The sequence below is a fragment of the Actinomycetospora sp. genome (assembly GCF_036497585.1).
In the GTDB taxonomy this organism is placed as follows: domain Bacteria; phylum Actinomycetota; class Actinomycetes; order Mycobacteriales; family Pseudonocardiaceae; genus Actinomycetospora.
Map to the genome: position 1 here is coordinate 1 of NZ_DASXJD010000072.1, position 15,799 is coordinate 15,799.

The window sequence follows — 15,799 nt, forward strand, 5'->3', positions numbered from 1 at the left end:
CCAGCTCGCGACCCTGCGGGAGTCCCTCGCCGAACTGCCCGGCCTGGACGCCTTCCCCGACGAGTCGTCGGACCAGACGCAGCCATTGCGCGCCCGGGGCCCCCGCTCGGCGAGCGCCCCGGCCCTGCACGACGACGAGCACGACGGGCCCGAGGCCTACGGCGCCCGCAGCGCCGCCGCCACGTCATCGTCCTGACCGGCGAGACACGCCGCTTTCAGCGGCGCCAGCAGCCGCTGTGCCAGTGGCGGCGCTCGTCGCCGCCGCCGTCGGGACCGTCGACCGGCCAGGCGACGACGTGCGCCGTGCCCGGCCGGATCTCCTGGTTGCAGCCCGGGCAGCGGTAGGACTTCGTCGCCGCCGACCCGGCGACCGCCCGCACCGCGTACCGGCGGCCGCCGCGCTCCTCGTGGGTGAGCGCACCACCGAACAGCGGACGGGGTCCCCCGCCCGCTGCCCGCCGGTTGCGTCGTGCCACGAGCCTCAGTTGTAGTCGCGGAATCCGTGCTTGGTCTTGCGGCCGAGCCGGCCGGCCGTCACCAGGTGCTCCAGCAGCGGCGCGGGCGCGAAGCCGGGCACCCGGAACTCCTGGTAGAGCGAGCGCTCGATCGCCAGCGACACGTCCAGGCCGACCACGTCGAGCAGCGCGAACGGCCCCATGGGCAGGCCGCAGCCGTTCTTCATGGCCGAGTCGATGTCGTCGACGGTCGCGTAGTGCCCCTCGAGCATCGCCACCGAGTCGTTGAGGTACGGGAAGAGCAGCGCGTTGACGATGAAGCCGGCGCGGTCCCCGCAGAGCACCGGGCTCTTCTTGATCTTCGCGCAGAGCGCCCGGACGGTGGCCGTGACCTCCGGGGCGGTGGTGATCGGCGAGACGACCTCGACGAGCTTCATCACCGCGGCCGGGTTGAAGAAGTGCATCCCGATGACGTCCTCGGGCCGCGAGGTGGCGGCGGCGCACTCCACGACCGGCAGCGAGGACGTGGTCGTCGCGAGGATCGTGCCGGGCTTGCACACCTCGTCGAGGGCGGAGAACGCCGCCTGCTTGACCCCGAGGTCCTCGGCGATGGCCTCGACCACGAGGTCGCACTCGGCCAGCCCGGAGAACTCGACCGTCGTGGAGATCCGCCCGAGGGTCTCGTCGCGGGCCTCCTCGGACAGCCGGCCCTTGACGACCTGCTTCTCCAGCGACTTGCGCACCGCCGCGACGGCGCCGTCGCCCTTGGACTCCGACCGGCCGCGCACGACGACGTCGTAACCGGCCTTCGCGAACACCTCGGCGATGCCGGTGGCCATGGTGCCGGTGCCGACCACGCCGACCCGGCTGACCGGGCGCAGGCCGGCGTCGTCGGCGCCGGGCGGCGGCGGGGTGAGGCCGTCGGCCACCACCTCGCCCGACCCGGGCTCGGCGTAGGTGTAGAAGCCGCGCCCGCTCTTCCGGCCGAGCAGACCCGCCGTGATCATCTGCTTGAGGATCGGGGCCGGCGCGTGGCGCTGGTTGCGCGACTGCCGGTACATCTCCTCGAGGATCTCGTAGGCGGTGTCGAGGCCGATGAGGTCCATCAGCGCCAGCGGGCCCATCGGGTAGCCGCAGCCGAACTTCATCGCGGCGTCGAGGTCCTCGCGGCCGGCGTAGTGGGACTCGAACATGCCCACGGCCTGGTTGAGGTAGGTGAACAGCAGCTGGTTCGCGATGAAGCCGGCGCGGTCGCCGCACACCACCGGCGACTTCCCCAGCCGCACGGCCAGCGCCTTCACGTCCTCGACGACCTCGGGCTCGGTGACGACGGTGCGCACCAACTCGACCAGGGCCTGGACCGGGGCCGGGTTGAAGAAGTGCATCCCGACGACGCGGCTGGGGCGCTCGGTGCGCACCGACAGCTCGGTGATCGAGAGCGACGAGGTGTTCGAGGCGAAGATCGTGTCGGGGCCGCAGACCTTGTCGAGGGCGGTGAAGACGTCGGCCTTGAGCTCCAGGCGCTCCGGCACCGCCTCGACGACGAGGTCGACGTCGGCGAGGTCGGCCAGGTCCGTCGTCACGCGGACGCGCTCGAGCAGCGCGACGCGGTCGTCCTCGGCGAGCTTGCCGCGGGAGACCGCCCGGGCCGTGGAGTGCTCGATGTGCTCCCGGCCGTGGCCGGCGGCGGTCTCGTCCACCTCCACCGCGACGACCTCGATGCCCGCGCGGGCGAACACCTCGACGATGCCGGCGCCCATCGTGCCCAGACCGACCACACCCACCCGGGCGAACTCGCGAGCCACGTCCACAGTCCCTTCGTCGACACCCCGGGTCGTCGACGACCCGGTCCGGGCGATCCTGTCATGCGGTCACGGCGGGCCCCACCCTTCGAGCAGGCGCCGTGACGCACCCCTCCGGGCACCTTTACCGGTTCCGTCGGTAGATCAGTCCGGCCAACACGGTCATGGCCTTCACCACCCAGCCGGGCCGGTCGAACGTCATCACGTTGATGCTCTTGAAGCGGCGCTCCGAGACCGCCAGCGGGCGCGTGAACTCGCGGAGCCCGTCGCGGCCGTGGATGCGCCCGAAGCCGGAGTCCCCGACACCGCCGAAGGGCAGCGAGGGCATCGCCGCGAACGCGATGACGCCGTTGACCGAGACCATCCCGCAGCGCAGCCGCCGGGCGACCTCGTAGCCGCGCCTCTTCGCGAACACCGACCCGCCGAGGCCGTAGCGGGAGGCGTTGGCCCGCTCGACGGCCTCGTCGATGTCGCGGACCCGGTTGACGACGACGGTCGGCCCGAACGTCTCGTCGGTGACCGCGGTCGAGTCCTCGGGGACGTCGGCGAGCACGACGGGGTCGACGTAGGGGGCGTGGACCGAGTCCCGGCCGCCGAGGACGGCGCGGCCGCCGCGGGAGAGCGCGTCGTCGATCTGGGCGGAGATGATCCCGAGCTGGCTCGGCATCGTGATCGGCCCGTAGACCGAGCGCGGCTCGCCGCCGGGACGGATCTTCGCGGCGCGCTGGGCGACCTTGTCGAGGAACGCCTCGGCGACGGAGTCCACGACGTACACCCGCTCGACCCCGACGCAGGTCTGCCCGGCGTTCGACATCGCGCCCCAGACGGCCGCGGCGGCCGCGTCGTCGAGGTCCGCGTCCGCGTCGACGAGCAACGCGTCCTTGCCCCCGCACTCGACGAGGACCGGGGTCAGCGACTCCGCGCAGGTCGCCATGACCTTCTTCGCGGTGGCGGTCGAGCCGGTGAAGGCCACCTTGTCCACGCCCGCGCGGCACAGCGCCGCCCCCGTCTCGCCCTCGCCGGTGACGAGGCCGAACACCGCCTCGGTGTCCTCCTGGTGCGGGTCGGTGCTCCGCAGGGTCTCGGCGAACGTGTCGACGAGCCACTGCCCGACGGTGGGGGTCAGCTCGGAGGGCTTGAAGACGACGGTGTTGCCGGCGGCGAGTGCGTAGACGATCGAGCCGCACGGCGTGAACACCGGGTAGTTCCACGGCCCGAGCACGCCGACGACGCCGAGCGGGCGGTACTCGATGGTGGCCCGGTGGTTGACCATGAGCGCGCCGGCCTCGGCGCGCCGCCGACCCAGGGCGGCCTTCGCGTGCTTGCCCGCCCAGTGCAGGTGGTCGATGACGAGGACGACCTCGATGCGGGCGTCGTCGAGCGGCTTGCCGGTCTCCCGGCTGACCAGGGCGGCGAGCTCGTCGGTGCGGGCGATGAGCAGCCGGCGCCAGGCGGCGAGGCGGCTGCGGCGTCCGTCGAAGCCGAGGTCGGCCCACCAGCCGGCGACGCGGCGCGCCCGGGCCACGACCGCGTCGACCTGCTCCGGGCTGTGCCGGGGGTGGGTGGCGACGACGGAACCGTCCCGCGGGTCGAGGGAGTCGAACGTGTCGGAGGCGGCCGCGGGGGCGGTGCTCGCGGGCTTCGGTGCCGTGCTCGTCATGCCGCTTGACGTTACCGGCGGGTACACCTACTCCGCGAGGGGGAGAGACCCGCTCAGAACAGCCGGAACTCGTCCGACTCGATCCCGCGCAGGGCGTCGTAGTCGAGGGTCACGCAGCGGATGCCGCGGTCGGTCGCGAGCACGCGGGCCTGGGGCTTGATCTGCTGGGCGGCGAAGATGCCCTGGACGGGGGCGAGCAGCGGGTCGCGGTTGAGCAGCTCGAGGTAGCGGGTGAGCTGCTCGACGCCGTCGATCTCCCCGCGGCGCTTGATCTCGACGGCGACCGAGCTGCCGGAGTCGTCGCGGCAGAGCAGGTCGACCGGCCCGATCGCGGTGGGGTACTCGCGCCGGACGAGCGTCCAGCCCTCTCCCAGCGTGTGGACGTGCTCGGCGAGCAGTTCCTGCAGGTGGGCCTCGACGCCGTCCTTGACGAGCCCGGGGTCGACCCCGAGGTCGTGCTGCGAGTCGTGCTGGATCTCCTCGAGGGTGATCGTCAACGTCTCGTCGGCCTTGTTGCGCACGGTCCAGAGGCTCTCCGGTCCCCCCGTCGCCCCGCCCGGCTCCTCGGTGAGCCAGCACGGCGGGCTCATCCAGTTCAGCGGCTTGTAGGCGCGGTCGTCGGCGTGGACGCTCACCGAGCCGTCCGCCTTGACCAGCAGCAGGCGGAGCGCACTGGGCAGGTGCGCGGTCAGCCGGCCCGCGTAGTCGACCGTGCAGCGGGCGATGACGAGACGCACGTCGTCGGCGAGGGCGTCAGTTCGAGGACGTCGAGCGGGAGAGCTCCTCGATGAAGGAGTCGACCGACTCCTTCTTCGCCTGGTCGGACTCCAGCTCCTGGCGCACGAGACGGCTCGCGAGATCGGTGGTGTGGCGGCCCAGCTCGGCCTTGAGCTCCCGCACCACCTGGGCGCGGGCGTTCCGGAGGGCCTCCTCGCCGCGGCGGCGCAGGCGCTCGACCTCCTGCTCGGCCTTCTCGCGCATCTCGTCGGCGATGCGCTGCGCGTCAGCGCGCGCGTCGTCCCGGATGCGGGCGGCGTCGTTCTGAGCGTTGTCGACGGCCTCGCGATAGGCGGCTTCGGCCTGCTCCAGGCGCTCGCGGGCCTTGCGCGCCTCCTCGATCTGCTGGGCGATCTCCTTCTCGCGCTTCTCCGTCATGCTCTTCAGCGGAGGGACCACGTATCGGTAGATCACGTAGATGACGATCAGGAACCCGACGATCTCAGCGATGATGGTGCTGACCATGTGCTCTGCCGTGCTCCCGTTCCGCGGTGACCGGTATCGCCCTGCTCGCGGCGCAGCGTAGCAAGGGACGCGTTCGCCCGGGCGGCGGAGCCGACGGTCCCGCTCCCCCGGTCAGGGAGCCGGCTCAACGCGCTCGGCCGGCCCGGCCGGCGAGGTCGCCGACGACGGGTCCTGCCTCGGCGACGGCCGGGGGCGGGAGACGATGATCTGGGCGATGCCGACGACGAGGACGCCGATGGTCAGCAACCGCTCGATGGGCGGCAGCGGGTAGACGTAGCCGTAGACCTGGGTGGCGACCGCGAAGAGCTGCGCGCCGAGCGGGAGGGCGATCGCGGGCCAGCCGGTGATCTCCCGCGAGGGTCGGGGACCCGAGGGCAGCCGGGTCGAGCCGACGGCCATCGCGAGGGCGCCCGCACTCCACAGGAAGTCGTAGGGCCCCTCGTGGGACACCGCGACGGTGGCCGAGACGCTGTACGCGGCGTCGGCCACGGTCAGGCAGACCAGGCCGGCCCCGACCCACGGCCAGCTCCCGCCGAACCGCCACGACATCAGGGGCAGCGTGCCGAGCAGCGCCCCGAGGAGCAGGACGTCCCCGAGGGGGTAGGCGACGGTGACGGCCTGGCCGAGGGCGTCGATCGGCGAGTTCTCGAGCACGGGGACGATCGCGAGCGCGACGCCGGGCGTGGCCACGATGAGGACCACGACGAAGCCGTCGAGCCATCGGTGCCAGGGGATGTCGAGCACCCGCGCCCGCACCATGAGCACGAGACCCGCCATGAACAGCGGATAGGTGGCCAGGTAGAGCACGTCCGTCGGGTTCGGGGTCGGCACGTCCGCGTCGGTGGCGTAGAGCGCGCCCCAGGTGATCTCGGCGAGCGCGAAGAGCAGGAGTGCGGCCGCGAAGCACCACCACGCGGCGCGGGCCGGTCCCGGACGGCGGCGCACCGCGCCCCGCGCGCAGATCGCGCTCGCGGCGAGGATGAGCGAGGAGTGGAGCCAGTCGTCGATGACGGGCAGGTCGGGCGCGTGGTTGCCGGCCACGATCTCGTGGACGGCCTCCACCAGCAGCCCGGCGAGGAGCACCACGACGACGGCGCGCCCGGCGACGGGCCGGCCGGCGAGCTCACGCAGCCGCGCCACGCGACGGGTGTGGGACACGGGCCGCCTCCCCGGGGCCGACGCCCGAACGTACCGCCGGTGACGACGCCGGGTCACCGCCATCCATCGGCGTACACATATCACCGGATCGAGTGACAACTGTCCGGTAGCAGATCTACGCGCTGTGCCGATCTCCCGGTGTGCGACGGTGCGCTCCCTCGTCGCGAGCGAGCGCCCGGTCGAGGTGCTCGTCGTGGACGACGGCAGCACCGACGGCACCGCGGACATCGTCGAGGCGCTGCACCTGCCGAACGTGCGGGTGCTCCGCCAGGCCAACGGTGGCAAGCGCAGCGCGCTCAACGCCGGCATCGCCCACGCCCGCCACGAGCTCATCGTCATGATCGACGGCGACACGGTGTTCGAGCCGGCGACCATCGGGCGGCTCGTGCGGCCCTTCGCAGACCCGTCGGTCGGCGCGGTCGCGGGCAACGCCAAGGTCGCGAGCCGCCGCGGGCTGATCTCGCGCTGGCAGCACATCGAGTACGTGATGGGCTTCAACGTCGACCGCCGGGTCTACGACGTCCTGCGCTGCATGCCGACCATCCCCGGCGCGATCGGGGCGTTCCGGCGCTCGGTGCTGCTCGAGGTCGGCGGCGTCAGCCACGACACCCTGGCCGAGGACACCGACCTGACCATGGCGATCTGCCGGACCGGGTGGCGCGTGGTCTACGAGGACTCCGCGCGGGCCTGGACGGAGGCCCCGGGGACGCTCCCCCAGCTGTGGCGGCAGCGGTATCGGTGGAGCTACGGCACGATGCAGGCGATGTGGAAGCACCGCCTGGCGGTGCTCGACCGGGGACCCTCGGGCCGGTTCGGCCGCCTCGGGCTCGCCCACCTCGCGGTGTTCCAGATCCTGCTGCCGCTGCTGGCCCCGCTGGTGGACATCTTCCTGGTCTACGGGCTGATCTTCCTGAACCCGGTGACGACGCTGCTGCTGTGGGCGGCCGTCCTGGCGGTCCAGGTGCTCGCCGCGGTCGTGGCGTTCCGCCTGGAGCGCGAGCCGCTGCGCGTGCTGTGGCTGCTGCCCCTGCAGCAGGTGGTGTACCGGCAGCTGATGTACGCAGTGCTCATCCGCTCCGCGGTCACGGCGCTCGGCGGCATCCGGCTCGGGTGGCAGAAGCTGCGCCGGGTGGGAGGCCTGGAGTCGCTGCTGGCCCCGCCGCGCGACGGGCGCGCGGTGCCCGCCGCCACGGGTCCCGACCCCGTGGAGGGGCCCCGGCATGATCGGGGGCGTGGACACGCTCTCGAGCCGGCAGGTGTACGTGAACCCGTGGATGACCGTCCGTGAGGACACCTTCCGGCGTCCCGACGGCGGCGAGGGCATCTACGGGGTCGTCGACAAGCCGCACTACGCGCTCGTCATCGCCCTCGACGGCTCCGGGCCCGCGGCGCGGATGATGCTCGTCGAGCAGTTCCGCTACCCCACCGGGCATCGGAGCTGGGAGTTCCCGCAGGGCACCGCGCCGGAGCGGGCGGAGATGGAGCCGACGGCGCTCGCGGAGCGGGAGCTGCGGGAGGAGACCGGCCTGCGGGCCGGGCGGTGGACCTCGCTGGGTCTCCTCGACGTCGCCCCCGGCCTGTCCTCGCAGCGCGGGCGCGCCTTCCTCGCGACCGATCTCGCCGAGGGCGAGCCCGAGCGGGAGGAGACCGAGGCGGACATGCGCTCCGCGTGGGTCACCCGGGCGGAGTTCGAGGACATGGTGCGCGCGAGCGAGGTCACCGACGCCCAGTCGATCGCGGCCTACGCCCTGCTCATGCTCGGCGGCTTCTAGGGGGCCGGAAGATCGGTACCGCCGGTTCCGCCGCGGCGCGGGGAGACTGGAGGCATGCCGCTCGTGCGTCTCGGTCCGCTGGCCGTCCCCACGCCCGCCGAGGTCCTCGGGTGGACCGCCGCCGTGGCCGAGGTCGGTGCCGCGCTGCCCGGCCGCGTCGACGCGCTGCTCGACGAGGTCGCCGGGCTGCTCACCACCCTCGGCCGGGTCGCGGACCGGGTGGACGGCCTCGTCGACCGGGCCGAGGGCATCGTCGGCGACATCGAGGGCGTGATCGTCGAGGCGCGGGGGATCACGACGGGGGCCGCGTCGGTCGTCGACGAGGCCCGCGGGATCACCGGCGGCGCCTCGGAGGTCGTCGAGTCGGCCCGCTCCATCACCACCGGAGCCGACGGCGTCGTCACCGAGGCCCGCGCCATCACCCGGGGCGCGTCCGCCGTGGTCGACGAGGCGGGCACCATCACCAAGGGCGCCCGGTCGGTCGTCGACGAGGCCGGGACCATCACGGCCGGCGCCTCGTCCGTGGTCGAGGACGCCCGCGGGATCACGGCGGGCGCGTCGTCCGTGGTCGAGGACGCCCGCGGGATCACCCGGGGCGCCTCCGAGGTCGTCGACTCGGCGCGGACGATCACGGGCGGCGCCGACGAGGTGATGACCTCGGCCTCGACCACGAGCCGGCACGCCCAGGAGCTGCTCGACCTCTACCGCCCGATGCTCGAGCGGGCGGCGCCGCTGACGCAGAAGTTCGTCGACGACCTCGCGCCCGAGGAGATCGACGCCGCGATCAAGCTCGTGGACGAGCTCCCCGCCCTCGCACACCACCTCAGCGAGGACATCCTGCCGATCCTCGAGACCCTCGACCGCGTCGGGCCGGACCTCTCCGAACTGCTCGACGTCACCAAGGACCTGCGCCGGGCCATCGACGGCATCCCCGGCTTCTCGTTCCTCAAGCGCCGCGGCGATGCCAAGGCCGACGACCAGTAGGTGCGCTGCGCGCTCGTGAGCACCGGCAGGCCCAGATAGGCGCAGACCGCCCCGACGGTGTCGGCGAGGATCAACGCGACCAGGTCAGCGTGATCAGGAGCCACGACACCCAGCCTGCCCACACCCACCGTCGGGACGCCATGACCTCCGAGGTCAGGCCGGGGCCTGCTCGCGCTCGAGCCCGTGCACCTCGCGGATCACGTCGACGAACGCGCCCATGATCCCGGTGAGCGAGTACGACTTCGGCGTCACCACCCGCTGCACCCCGAGCCGCTGCAGCTGCTCGGCGTCCTTCGGCGGGATGATGCCGCCGACGACGACCGGGATGTCGGAGGCGTCTGCGCGCGCCAGCCCGTCGAGCACCGCCGGCACCACCTCGAGGTGGGAGCCGGAGAGCACCGAGAGCCCGACGACGTGCACGCCCTCCTGCACCGCGGCCGCCACGATCTCGGCCGGGGTGAGCCGAATCCCCTGGTAGATGACCTCGAACCCGGCGTCGCGGGCGCGCACGGCGATCTGCTCGGCGCCGTTGGAGTGCCCGTCGAGGCCCGGCTTGCCGACCAGCATCCGCAGCGCAGGCACCCCGAGCTCCTCGGCGGTCCGGCGGACCCGCTCGCGCACCTGCTCGAGGTCGCTGGGCTCGCCGTCGGCGCTCTCCGAGCCGGGCGCGACCGACCCCGACGACGACGCCGCGGTCACCCCGGTGGGCGCGCGGTAGGAGCCGAAGACGTCGCGCAGCGCGCCGGCCCACTCCCCCGTCGTGACCCCCGCGCGGGCGCACTGCAGCGTCGTGTCCATGAGGTTCTCGCTGGTGCCCGCGGCCTCGGTGAGCCGCCCGAGGGCGTCCTTCACCGCCTCCTGGTCGCGGTCGGCCCGCCACGCCGCGACGGCCTCGCGGGCCTGCTCCTCGACCTCCTTGTCGACGACGAAGATCGCCTCGGCGCCCTCGGCCTGCAGCGGGCTGGGCTCGGTGGAGGTGAACTTGTTGACCCCGACGACGACGTCCTCGCCCGACTCCAGCCGCATCCGCCGCGCGGCGAGCGAGGAGACCAGCTGCGACTTCATGTAGCCCGAGTCGACCGCCTCGACCGCGCCGCCCATCCCGGCGACCTTGTCGATCTCGGCGCGGGCGCCCTCGACGATCGAGTCCGTCTTGGCCTCCATCACGTGCGAGCCGGCGAAGACGTCGTCGTAGTCGAGCAGGTCCGTCTCGTAGGCGAGGACCTGCTGCATGCGCAGCGCCCACTGCTGGTCCCAGGGCCGCGGCAGGCCGAGGGCCTCGTTCCACGCCGGGAGCTGGACGGCGCGGGCGCGGGCGTCCTTGGAGAGGGTCACCGCGAGCATCTCCAGCACGATGCGCTGGACGTTGTTCTCCGGCTGCGCCTCGGTCAGACCCAGCGAGTTGACCTGGACGCCGTAGCGGAAGCGGCGCATCTTTGGGTCGGTGACACCGTAGCGCTCCTGGCAGAGCTCGTCCCACAGCTGCGCGAAGGCGCGCAGCTTGGCGATCTCCTCGATGACGTGCAGGCCCGCGTTGACGAAGAACGAGATGCGCCCGACGACCGTGCCGAAGTCCTCCTCGGGCACCTGCCCGGAGTCGCGGACGGCGTCGAGGACCGCGATCGCCGTCGAGATCGTGTAGGCGACCTCCTGCGTCGGCGTCGCCCCGGCCTCCTGCAGGTGGTAGCTGCAGATGTTGATCGGGTTCCACTTGGGGACGTTGGAGACCGTCCAGGCGATCATGTCGGTGATCAGCCGGACGCTCGGCGCAGGCGGGAACGCGTAGGTGCCGCGCGAGAGGTACTCCTTGACGATGTCGTTCTGAGTGGTGCCCGACAGCTTCGCCCGGACGGCGTCGACGTCCTCGCCCGCGGCCTGGGCCTGCTCGTCGGCCACCGTGACGTAGAGCGCGAGCAGCCACATGGCCGTCGCGTTGATCGTCATCGAGGTGTTGGCCTCGTTCAGCGGGATGCCGTCGAAGAGGGCCCGCATGTCCCCGATGTGGGACACCGGGACGCCGACCTTGCCGACCTCGCCGCGCGCGAGCTCGTCGTCGGGGTCGTACCCGGTCTGCGTCGGCAGGTCGAAGGCGACCGAGAGGCCCGTCTGGCCCTTGGAGAGGTTGCGCCGGTAGAGCTCGTTGGACGCCTTCGCCGACGAGTGGCCGGCGTAGGTCCGCATGACCCAGGGGCGGTCACGCGAGTCGTCGGTGGGGTAGGGCATGGGTTCGAGCACCTCCGCGCAGAAGCCGGACCCCGGGAGGTTACCGGCGGGTCGCCGCGGGACCCATCCGTCCTGGCCATGCTGCTTTTCACAGGATCGGTCAGGATGGGGTCATGGTGGGGTCGGTGGGCGAGATCTTCACGGCGATCGCCGTGGTGATCCTGCTCGCCGGCATCCTGCGCTACACCTTCGGTACCGGCCCGAAGGGCGCCGTGCCGAGCGACGACGGCGACGTCGGGCTGCTCGAGACGGTCGCGACGGTGCCGACCCGCGAGGCCGCCGAGGTGCTGGCGGCACGCCTGGCCCGGGAGAAGGTGCGGGCCACGATCGCCCACGACGAGGCCGGCTGGAACCTGCTGGTCTTCCCGCGGGACGTGGACGACGCGAAGGTGGCACTCCGTGCCTCGTGAGCACTTTCCGGGGTCATAACCCCGGACAGTGCTCACGAGCGCGGAGCGCACCTACCGTTGCGGCGGGGCGTGCACCCGGGCGACGTCACCGCCGAGCGCGACGAGGTTCTCGACGAAGCCCGGGTAGCCGCGGTCGATGTGGGCGACGTCCCACACCTCGGTCTCGCCGTCGGCCACCAGACCGGCCAGCACGAGACCCGCCCCGGCCCGGATGTCCGAGGCCCACACCGGGGCCGACGAGAGCCGCTCCACCCCGCGCACCACGGCGTGGTGACCGTCGGTCCGCGCGTCCGCGCCCAGGCGGACCATCTCCTCGACGAAGCGGAACCGCCCCTCGAACACGTTCTCGGTGATCATCGAGGTGCCGTCGGAGATCGCCGAGAGCGCGATGGCCATCGGCTGCAGGTCGGTCGCGAAGCCGGGGTAGGGCAGCGTCACCCAGTCCACCGAGCGGGGCCGTCCGCCGCCGCGCACCCGGAACGCGGGGATCTGGCTGCTCGCCTCCGGCGCGGGGGCCACCACCTCGGTGCTCGCGCCGGCCTGCGTCAGCTTGTCGAGCACCAGGTCGAGGTGGTGCGGGTCCACCCCGCGTACCGTGACGTCGCCCCCGGTCATCACCGCCGCGAACGCCCAGGTGGCGCCGACGATGCGGTCGCCGATGACGCGGTGAGTGCTCGGGGTCAGCTCCGCCCCGCCGTGGACCGTGAGCGTCGAGGTGCCGCCGCCGGAGATCTTCGCACCCATCTCCTGGAGCATCCGGACCAGGTCGACGATCTCCGGCTCGCGCGCGGCGTTGTCGATGACCGTGGTGCCCTCGGCGAACACCGAGGCCATGAGGATGTTCTCGGTGGCGCCGACCGACGGGAAGTCCAGCCAGATCTGGGCGCCGCGCAGCGCCACCCCGGGCCCGTCGGCCTCCGCCACGACACACCCGTGCGAGATCTCCGACCGCGCGCCGAGCAGCCGCAGCCCGGCCTGGTGCATGTCGAGAGGCCGCGACCCGATCGCGTCGCCCCCGGGCAGCGGCACCACGGCCCGCCGGCAGCGCGCCACCAGCGGGCCCAGCACGCACACCGAGGCGCGCAGCCGGGACACCGAGCGGTAGTCGGCCTCGGGGTTCAGCTGGGCGGGCACGTCGATGACGACGACGTCGCCGTCCACCGAGACCTCGCACCCGAGGCTGCGCAGCACGTCGCCCATGAGCGGCACGTCGAGGATGCGGGGGCAGTTCGTGATGGTCGTCCGGCCCTCGGCCAGCAGCGCGGCCGCCATCAGCTTGAGCACACTGTTCTTGGCGCCGACGACGTCGACGGCGCCCTGCAGGGGCCCCGCCGCGCGGACGGCGAAGTGCTCGTTCACGCTCGGCGACGCTACCGGCCGGGCTCGCGCCCCCTGACCCCGGCCGTCCCGGCGTAGCCGCCGGTCAGTCCTTCCGGGCCTCGGGCCCGCCGGGGACCCACAGCACGTCGCCCCCGGGGTTCGCCACCCGCCCGAGGATGAACAGCAGGTCCGAGAGCCGGTTGAGGTAGCGCGCCGGCAGCACGCTCGTGCGCTCCGGGTCGGCCTCGACCACCGCCCAGGTGGCCCGCTCCGCGCGGCGGGTGACCACCCGCGCGACGTGCAGGTACGCCGCACCCGGCGTCCCACCCGGCAGGATGAACGAGGCGAGCTTCTCGAGCTCCTCGTTGAACTCGTCGCACCACCCCTCGAGGCGCTCCACCTGCGCCTCGGTGACCCGCAACGGCGGGTACTCCGGGTCCTCGACGATCGGCGTGGCGAGGTCCGCCCCGACGTCGAACAGGTCGTTCTGGATCTGCTGCAGCGGCGCGACGAGGCGTTCGGGCAGGTTCCCGACGGCGAGGGCCACGCCGATGGCGGCGTTGGCCTCCTCGGAGTCGGCGTACGCGTCGAGGCGGGGGTGCGTCTTGGGCACCCGGGAGAAGTCGGAGAGACCGGTCGTCCCGTCGTCACCGGTGCGCGTGTAGATACGGGTCAGGTGAACGGCCACCGCGTCAGTCTAGGGGCGCGCCGACCGGGCACCGCCCGGTTCCGACCGAAGGTGCCCTTCGCTCGATACGGGGCGTCAGCTGGCCTGGCGGTACCCCGTGGAGCGGCCGGGCGGGATCGACTCCAACCACGAGGAGAAGCCGGTGAGGACGTCGGCGCCCATCGCCAGCTCGTAGGTACCACCGGGCGTGCGACATCGGAGCACCGTGGCGCCCGGCACGTGGAGCTCGGTGGGGCGCGGCGGCCGGCGGTCGACGATCTCGACGTCGATCCGGTCGAGGGTGACGTTCGGGCCGGAGCGCAGCCCGCTGACCCGGTACCAGCGGAACTGGTCGCCGCGGTAGCGGGCGATCCCGGAGTGCCAGCCGCTCTCGTCCTCGCTCGCGGTGGGTGTCCCGGAATCAGCCGACGACGCGGTCGGGGCCCGCCGCAGCGCGACGTCCACGCCGCCGCGCCGCAGCTGCTGGATCCGGCGCAGTGCGACCAGGGCGAGCAGGAGCAGGACCGCCGCCACCACGACGAGCACGATCTCCACGACCACACCGGAGATCGTCATCCCCGTCGCGCCATCGCCGGTCGGTCCTGCACGTGCCCCTGGTCCACCCGCTACTCGGAGCCCTGGCCCGCGGCGGCGAGCCGGGCCTCGGCGCGGGCCTTGGTCGCCCGCCCCTCGGCGTCGTCGTCGCTGGCGGAGTCCCGCTCCTGCTGCGCGGCGGAGACGTCGATCTCGTCGCCCAGCTCCGCCTCCTCTGCTAGGATGGTCAGCTTCTCGCCGTCCATCGAGAGGAAGCCGCCGAAGACGGCGGCCCGGACGGACTCACCGCCCTCGCTCGGGTCGATCCGGACCATGCCCGCGTCGGTGAGCTGGGCGATGAGCGGCTCGTGACGGGGCAGGATGCCGATCTCGCCGACGCTCGTGCGCGCGAAGACGAACTCGGCGGTGCCGGACCACACCTTCCGCTCCACCGCCACGAGGTCGACCTGCATCTCGGCCACTGGAGGCCGTCCTTTCGTCGAACGGGACCCGGGCGGGGCACGCGCACGCGCCCCGCCCGGGACGTGACCGGATCAGTCGTTGTACTGCTTCTGCTTCTCCTCGACGTCCTCGAGGCCACCAGCCATGGTGAACGCCTGCTCGGCGTAGTCGTCGTACTCACCCTTGGCGATCTTGTCGAACGCCTCGACGGTGTCCTTGACGTCGACGAACGAGCCCGGCTCGCCGGTGAACTGCTCGGCGGCGTACATGTTCTGCCCGAGGAAGCGCTCGATGCGGCGCGCCCGCGCCACGGTGAGCTTGTCCTCCTCGGAGAGCTCGTCGATGCCGAGGATCGCGATGATGTCCTGCAGGTCGTTGTACTTCTGCAGGATCCGGATGACCTCGCGCGCGACGCGGTAGTGCTCGTCGCCGACGTACTGGGGGTCCAGGATCGTCGAGGTGGAGGTCAGCGGGTCCACCGCCGGGAAGATGCCCTTGGCGAACACGTTCCGGGAGAGCTCCGTGGTCGCGTCGAGGTGGGCGAACGTGGTGGCCGGCGCCGGGTCGGTGTAGTCGTCGGCGGGCACGTAGATCGCCTGCATCGAGGTGATCGACCGGCCCTTGGTCGAGGTGATGCGCTCCTGGAGCTCACCCATCTCGTCCGCGAGCGTGGGCTGGTAGCCCACCGCCGAGGGCATGCGGCCCAGGAGGGTGGAGACCTCCTGGCCGGCCTGCGTGAACCGGAAGATGTTGTCGATGAAGAGCAGCACGTCGACGCCGACCTCGTCGCGGAAGTACTCCGCCATGGTCAGGCCCGACAGGCCGACCCGCATGCGGGTGCCCGGCGGCTCGTCCATCTGACCGAACACCAGGGCGGTGTCCTTGAGGACGTCCGCCTCGGTGAGCTCGGTGATGAGGTCGTTGCCCTCACGGGTGCGCTCCCCGACGCCGGCGAACACCGAGGTGCCGCCGAAGTTGCGGGCGATGCGCTGGATCATCTCCTGGATGAGCACCGTCTTGCCCACACCCGCGCCGCCGAACAGGCCGATCTTGCCGCCCTGCACGTACGGAGTGAGCAGATCGACGACCTTGAGGCCGGTCACCAGCATC

At 72.6% G+C, this 15,799-nt stretch carries 17 protein-coding genes; 5 read left to right on the top strand and 12 right to left on the bottom strand.

Going from position 1 to position 15,799, the window contains the following annotated elements:
* A partial coding sequence (locus tag VGH76_RS06700; RefSeq protein WP_331555846.1) for a hypothetical protein occupies positions 1 to 196 on the top strand: 196 nt, incomplete at its 5' end.
* 19 nt (positions 197 to 215) lie between these two features.
* Here VGH76_RS06700 and VGH76_RS06705 read toward each other — a convergent pair.
* From VGH76_RS06705 to VGH76_RS06730, 6 genes are all read right to left on the bottom strand, one after another.
* Complete coding sequence (locus VGH76_RS06705; RefSeq protein WP_414637683.1) at positions 216 to 476, bottom strand: hypothetical protein; 261 nt, start codon at positions 474 to 476, stop codon at positions 216 to 218.
* Positions 477 to 481: 5 nt separating this feature from the next.
* The gene (locus tag VGH76_RS06710) at positions 482 to 2,260 is read right to left on the bottom strand and encodes a 3-hydroxybutyryl-CoA dehydrogenase (protein ID WP_331555847.1); all 1,779 of its coding nucleotides are present in this window, start codon (positions 2,258 to 2,260) and stop codon (positions 482 to 484) included.
* Between the two features lie 121 nt (positions 2,261 to 2,381).
* Positions 2,382 to 3,917 carry an aldehyde dehydrogenase family protein gene (locus VGH76_RS06715; protein WP_331555848.1) on the bottom strand — a complete coding sequence of 512 codons (1,536 nt, stop codon included), beginning with the start codon at positions 3,915 to 3,917 and terminating at the stop codon, positions 2,382 to 2,384.
* Positions 3,918 to 3,970: 53 nt separating this feature from the next.
* Positions 3,971 to 4,654 carry an endonuclease NucS gene (nucS, locus tag VGH76_RS06720; protein WP_331555849.1) on the bottom strand — a complete coding sequence of 228 codons (684 nt, stop codon included), beginning with the start codon at positions 4,652 to 4,654 and terminating at the stop codon, positions 3,971 to 3,973.
* A 16-nt stretch (positions 4,655 to 4,670) separates the two neighbouring features.
* A complete protein-coding gene (atpF, locus tag VGH76_RS06725) occupies positions 4,671 to 5,159 on the bottom strand; it encodes a F0F1 ATP synthase subunit B (protein ID WP_331555850.1) in 489 nt (162 codons plus the stop codon).
* A gap of 111 nt (positions 5,160 to 5,270) precedes the next feature.
* The gene (locus VGH76_RS06730) at positions 5,271 to 6,317 is read right to left on the bottom strand and encodes a hypothetical protein (RefSeq protein WP_331555851.1); all 1,047 of its coding nucleotides are present in this window, start codon (positions 6,315 to 6,317) and stop codon (positions 5,271 to 5,273) included.
* 148 nt (positions 6,318 to 6,465) lie between these two features.
* Between VGH76_RS06730 and VGH76_RS06735 the strand changes: the two genes are divergently transcribed.
* Genes VGH76_RS06735 through VGH76_RS06745 form a run of 3 tightly spaced genes read left to right on the top strand, consistent with a single transcriptional unit; the run spans position 6,466 to position 9,073 of the window.
* Positions 6,466 to 7,605, top strand: a complete 1,140-nt coding sequence (locus VGH76_RS06735) for a glycosyltransferase family 2 protein (protein WP_331555852.1) — start codon at positions 6,466 to 6,468, stop codon at positions 7,603 to 7,605.
* Entirely contained in the window at positions 7,550 to 8,089 is a 540-nt protein-coding gene (locus VGH76_RS06740; protein WP_331555853.1) for an NUDIX hydrolase, read from the top strand. Before VGH76_RS06735 ends, VGH76_RS06740 begins: the two co-directional genes overlap by 56 nt.
* A 54-nt stretch (positions 8,090 to 8,143) precedes the next feature.
* Positions 8,144 to 9,073, top strand: a complete 930-nt coding sequence (locus tag VGH76_RS06745) for a hypothetical protein (protein ID WP_331555854.1) — start codon at positions 8,144 to 8,146, stop codon at positions 9,071 to 9,073.
* A 153-nt stretch (positions 9,074 to 9,226) separates the two neighbouring features.
* Here the strand turns inward: VGH76_RS06745 and VGH76_RS06750 are convergent, their stop codons facing one another.
* Positions 9,227 to 11,296 (bottom strand): protein meaA, encoded by a 2,070-nt coding sequence (locus VGH76_RS06750; RefSeq protein ID WP_331555855.1) that lies wholly within the window; start codon positions 11,294 to 11,296, stop codon positions 9,227 to 9,229.
* Between the two features lie 113 nt (positions 11,297 to 11,409).
* Between VGH76_RS06750 and VGH76_RS06755 the strand changes: the two genes are divergently transcribed.
* Complete coding sequence (locus VGH76_RS06755) at positions 11,410 to 11,706, top strand: hypothetical protein (protein WP_331555856.1); 297 nt, start codon at positions 11,410 to 11,412, stop codon at positions 11,704 to 11,706.
* A 51-nt stretch (positions 11,707 to 11,757) separates the two neighbouring features.
* Here VGH76_RS06755 and murA read toward each other — a convergent pair whose 3' ends face one another.
* The 5 genes from murA to atpD form a co-directional block, all read right to left on the bottom strand.
* Positions 11,758 to 13,065, bottom strand: coding sequence for a UDP-N-acetylglucosamine 1-carboxyvinyltransferase (gene murA / locus VGH76_RS06760; protein ID WP_331555858.1), 1,308 nt, complete (start codon positions 13,063 to 13,065; stop codon positions 11,758 to 11,760).
* 64 nt (positions 13,066 to 13,129) lie between these two features.
* Positions 13,130 to 13,714: a cob(I)yrinic acid a,c-diamide adenosyltransferase gene (locus VGH76_RS06765; RefSeq protein WP_331555859.1), complete on the bottom strand. Its 585-nt coding sequence runs from the start codon at positions 13,712 to 13,714 to the stop codon at positions 13,130 to 13,132.
* Between the two features lie 75 nt (positions 13,715 to 13,789).
* Positions 13,790 to 14,269: a DUF2550 domain-containing protein gene (locus VGH76_RS06770; protein WP_331555860.1), complete on the bottom strand. Its 480-nt coding sequence runs from the start codon at positions 14,267 to 14,269 to the stop codon at positions 13,790 to 13,792.
* Positions 14,270 to 14,319: 50 nt separating this feature from the next.
* A complete protein-coding gene (locus VGH76_RS06775; protein ID WP_331555861.1) occupies positions 14,320 to 14,709 on the bottom strand; it encodes a F0F1 ATP synthase subunit epsilon in 390 nt (129 codons plus the stop codon).
* Between the two features lie 72 nt (positions 14,710 to 14,781).
* A partial coding sequence (atpD, locus tag VGH76_RS06780) for a F0F1 ATP synthase subunit beta (RefSeq protein ID WP_331555862.1) occupies positions 14,782 to 15,799 on the bottom strand: 1,018 nt, incomplete at its 5' end.